General features: G+C 42.9%; 3 protein-coding genes. All 3 read left to right on the top strand.

Going from position 1 to position 5057, the window contains the following annotated elements:
* Window positions 1-169 precede the first annotated feature (169 nt).
* A complete protein-coding gene (locus Q8907_12515; GenBank protein MDP4275094.1) occupies window positions 170-1117 on the top strand; it encodes a hypothetical protein in 948 nt (315 codons plus the stop codon).
* A 102-nt stretch (window positions 1118-1219) separates the two neighbouring features.
* The gene (locus Q8907_12520; protein MDP4275095.1) at window positions 1220-4006 is read left to right on the top strand and encodes a family 78 glycoside hydrolase catalytic domain; all 2787 of its coding nucleotides are present in this window, start codon (window positions 1220-1222) and stop codon (window positions 4004-4006) included.
* Window positions 4007-4075: 69 nt separating this feature from the next.
* Window positions 4076-5057: glycosyl hydrolase family 28-related protein (locus tag Q8907_12525; protein MDP4275096.1), on the top strand; the 982-nt coding region annotated here is incomplete at its 3' end.

A 5057-nucleotide genomic window follows, 5' to 3' on the forward strand; every position in this document is an offset into this window, starting at 1 on the left:
AAAATTATATGAAATATTGAAAATTTTGGGCAAAAGCCTCTTTGTTTTGTAAAAACAAGTATTTTTGAAACTTGTTTTTACAAGTTCCAGGTAACAATTAGTTTTTTATAAAGCCGTTGGCGTTCACGATTTTGGTGACGCCCTCCTGTTTCTAACTTAACTGACTGGCATGAAAATGTTTTCAAAAAAAATAAGGCTATTACTTCCAAGTTTTATTCTACTGTTTTATACTATCCTAACCTGCAGTGAGTTATGCTTTGCGCAACCTGTCCAGCAAGGGAAAGGACATCCTTTTGTTTGTTCGGATTATACTCAGGGTAAAATTTTGGTTGTTTCAGCAAAAGGGAAAGTAAAGTGGGAGTACCCTGCTCCGCTTTGTAACGATTTGTGGGTGCTTCCTAACGGTAACTTGTTGTTTAATACTGGGCATGGAGTAAAAGAAGTAACGCGCAAAAAAAAGGTGGTTTTTGATTTTGAATCGGCAAGCGAAATCTTTGCATGCCAAAGGTTGCCTAATGGGAATACATTTATTGGAGAGTGCGACTCTGCCCGTTTGCTGGAAGTATCTCCGGATGGTAAAATTGTTAAGGAAATCAGTCTTCTTCCAAAGGGAACCAGCGGTGGTCATGCTTATATGCGTAATGCCCGCTGTCTGGCTAATGGACATTATCTGGTTGCCCATTATGGCTTGGATGTGGTGAGGGAATATGATTCAAATGGAGCCTTGGTTAGGGAAATCCCGGCACCAGGGGGACCTCATAGTGTTGTTCGTCTGCCTGATGGAAATACCTTGATCGCTTGTGCCGATCATCATCAGAATCAAAAGGTAATTGAAGTTGATCCTGATAATAAAATTGTCTGGCAAGTAGCCCCCGGCGATTTGCCTGATATTTCGCTTAAATTCATGACTGGCCTTCAGCGTCTGCCCAATGGTAATACGGTTATGACAAACTGGTTGGGTCATAATCAATTTGGAAAGGCTCCTCATGTGATTGAGGTGACTCCGGATAAAAAAGTGGTTTGGACATTTTTCGACCATCTGCATATAAGCACCATTTCAAGCATACAATTATTAGATATCCCAGGCAATGTCATTAGTGGTGAGATATTCCATTAAAAGTTTATAATGGATTTTAAAAAGAAGGATTTGATTGATCAGGTATTTTCTGAAACTTGATTGAATATCAGAAAAATAGAAATATGTATTAATATATTGATTATGAATAAGTTACAAATTATTTCGTTTTTTATCCTTTATGCTTTTGTTTCAACTGCAGTGGGGCAAAACGCACTTTCGACTTCCCATCTAACGTGCGAATATCAGACAAATCCCTCAGGTATTGATGCCTTGCATCCCAGGTTAAGCTGGCAGTTGAAATCAGATTTCAGAAACCAGCGTCAGTCTGCCTATCAGATCCTGGTGGCCGACAGTCCGGAAAAACTTTCAGCTGGTCAGGGCAATATTTGGGATTCGCGGATAGTGAAATCTTCCCATTCCATACAGATTGAATATGCAGGTAAACCCTTGCAGGCTGCCGGAAAGTATTACTGGAAAGTGAAGGTCTGGAATCAGGACCATAAGGCATCAGCCTGGAGTGAAACGGCTTCCTGGCAAATGGGGCTTTTGGTAAAGTCGGACTGGGGCAATGCCCGGTGGATCACTCTGTCTGAGCTGGATATGGCACGATATACTGGATTGACTGTCGATAGTATTCAGAATAAGGTAAAAAATATTTTACCCCAATTCCGTAAGGATTTTAAAATCCTTAAGCCTGTAAAAAGTGCGATTGCCTTTGTTTCCGGACTGGGGCAATTTGATATGTTCCTCAACGGGCAAAAGGTAGGCGACCATTTTATGGATCCCGACTGGTCGAATTATGAAAAGTACTGCTACTATGTAACTTTTGATATTACTCCTCAGCTTCAGGAAGGGGATAATACGGTCGGGGTGATGTTGGGTAACGGTTTTTATGATTTTCCCCGTGGACGTTACCGTAAACCTCAGTTGGTGCTGATGCACGGACTTCCCAAGATGATTTGCAAAATTCTGGTCAAATACCAGGATGGAAGCTCAGAAATCGTTGAAAGCAATGCTTCGTGGAAAGCAGCTCAAAGTCCTGTTACTTTTTCTACCATTTACGGAGGGGAGGATTATGATGCCACAATTGAACAGGAAGGTTGGGATAAGCCGGGTTTTGACGATTCGAAATGGCAGCCCTCTGTGGTGGTTAAGGGTAATGATACCCTGCTTTCGCAGCAGAATACGCCCAATAAAGTGATGGAAACACTCCCGCCAGTTAAGATTTTTAAAGCACAAAACGGACATTGGGTTTATGATTTTGGGCAAAATGCTTCGGGAATAGTCAGGATTTCAGTGCAGGGCAATGCCGGTGCTGTTGTAAAAATCACTCCGGCCGAACTGGTTAATCCTGACGGTACTGTTAACCAGGATGCTACGGGCAAACCTTATTATTTCTCATACCGGTTGAGTGGCAAGGGAGAGGAAACCTGGCAACCTCAGTTTACTTATTACGGTTTTCGTTATGCCCAGGTTGAAGGTGCTGTTCCTGAGGGACAGGACAATCCGGATGCTTTGCCTGTTATAAAAGCGCTTACAGGCCTTCATACCCGCAATTCGGCCGAAAAAGCTGGCAACTTCCAGTGTTCCAATGATCTTTTCAACAGGACAGCCAGGTTGATTGACTGGGCAATAAAGAGCAACATGTCGCATGTGTTTACTGACTGCCCTCACCGCGAAAAGTTGGGTTGGCTCGAACAGACCCATCTCATGGGCGCTTCTACTCAATATAATTACAATATCTCTTCTCTGTTCTCAAAGACTATCAGTGATATGCGTTCCTCCCAGCTTGATGACGGCCTTATTCCATCTATTGCTCCGGAATTTTGTGTTTTCAATGACGGGAAGGGGCAGCCCAATGCTTTCAGGGATTCCCCTGAATGGGGCAGTGCCTGGATCATTTTACCCTGGTATATGTATCAATGGTATGGCGATACCCGCCTGATGAAAGATAATTATGAGGGTATGAAGAAATATGTCGCCTACCTGGGTTCCAAAGCAAAAGATTATATTGTTGATTACGGACTGGGCGATTGGTATGATCTGGGGCCTAAACATCCGGGCTCCTCTCAGCTTACTTCTATGGGAGTAACCGCCACGGCAACCTGGTATTATGATGTCAACATCCTGAGCAAGGCAGCAAAATTGCTGGGTATAAAGAATGATGTAATTCACTATAACCTGCTGGCTCAAAATATAAAGGATGCTTTTAACAAGAAATACTTTCACAAGGATACCTATCAGTACGACCGCAATAGTCAGGCTGCCAATGCCATGTCTCTATACATGGGATTGGTGGATCGGAAAGACCGGCCGAAAGTGACGGAAAGTTTGATTAACGATATCAGGAGCAGAAATAACAGCCTTACTGCCGGTGATGTGGGTTATCGTTATGTGCTTCGCGCCCTTGAGGAAGGTGGAGCCTCCAAGGTGATTTTCGATATGAACAACCGTTCTGATGTCCCGGGTTATGGTTATCAGCTGGAACATGGTGCAACTTCTCTTACTGAATCCTGGCAGGCACTGCGCGATGTATCGAACAACCATTTGATGCTGGGCCACATCATGGAATGGTTTTACAGCGGACTGGCCGGGATCAGGCAGGAAGAAAACTCTGTGGCTTTTAAGGATATTGTTATAAAACCTGAAGTAGTTGGAGATGTTACCTTTGTAAAAGCCCAATATGGCTCAATGTATGGCCAAATAAAGAGCGAATGGGAAAAGAAGGGAAAGGTGTTTACCCTGAAAATAAATATTCCTGTTAATACCCATGCCACAGTTTATCTACCTTTTAGTGAAAAATCAAGGGTTATGGAAAGTGATAAAATACCTGGAAAGTATGTTCATTTTTTGAGGAATGAAGCTGGATATCAGGTATATAAGGTTGGTTCGGGCTCTTATGATTTCAGGGTGGAAAATTTTAATTAATGTTAATATATTGATAATTAACTATTATTACGATATTTGTTTATCCTCTTTAACTTTAAACCAATAATTATGAAAAAACGAAATTTTATCCTTGGACTGTTTCTTTTGCTCTGTAGCCTGGCGAATGCGCAGGTTTCTGCACCTGTTTTTAATGTAAAGGAATATGGTGCAACCGGCAATGGAAAGTCGCTTGATTCTCCAGCCATAAATGCTGCCATTGATGCTGCTGCAAAAGCAGGAGGGGGGACAGTTTATTTACAGGCCGGCACTTATTTGTGTTATTCCATCCGTTTGAAAAGCAATATAGCACTATATCTGGATCAGGGAGCTGTTATTCTGGCTGACGATTCCACCGGCTACGATGCCCCTGAACCCAACCAATGGTATAAATTTCAGGATTTTGGCCATAGTCATTGGCAAAACAGCCTGATTTGGGGTGAAAACCTGGAGAATATCTCCATCCTGGGGCCAGGACTTATTTATGGCAAAGGCCTTGTAACCGAAGGCGACAGAAAGCCTTCAGGAACGGGGAATAAGACAATCAGCCTCAAGTTTTGCCGTAATGTCAACTTAAAGGATATTTCCATCCTGATGGGAGGGCATTTTGCAATTCTTGCCACTGGTGTGGATAATTTCACCATCGATAACCTGAAGATTGATACCAATCGCGACGGTATGGATATAGATTGTTGCCGCAATGTAAGGGTATCGAATTGCAGCGTCAATTCCCCCGGAGATGATGGCATTTGCCTGAAAAGCTGCTATGGACTGGGCATGGCCCGCTCCACGGATAATGTAACCATTACCAATTGCCTGGTCAGTGGTTTTGATGCGGGGACTATGCTGGATGGAACTTACCAATGCCAGAAAACAAAAACACCGCGTACTGGTCGTATTAAATGTGGAACAGAATCAAATGGAGGATTCAGGAATATAACCATAACAAACTGTGTGTTCGACCATTGCCGCGGATTGGCTTTGGAAACAGTTGATGGTGCCCTGCTTGAGGATGTTTCGATCACCAATATTACCATGCGCGATATTGTGAATT

The organism is Bacteroidota bacterium (genome assembly GCA_030706565.1).
Lineage (GTDB): Bacteria > Bacteroidota > Bacteroidia > Bacteroidales > JAUZOH01 > JAUZOH01.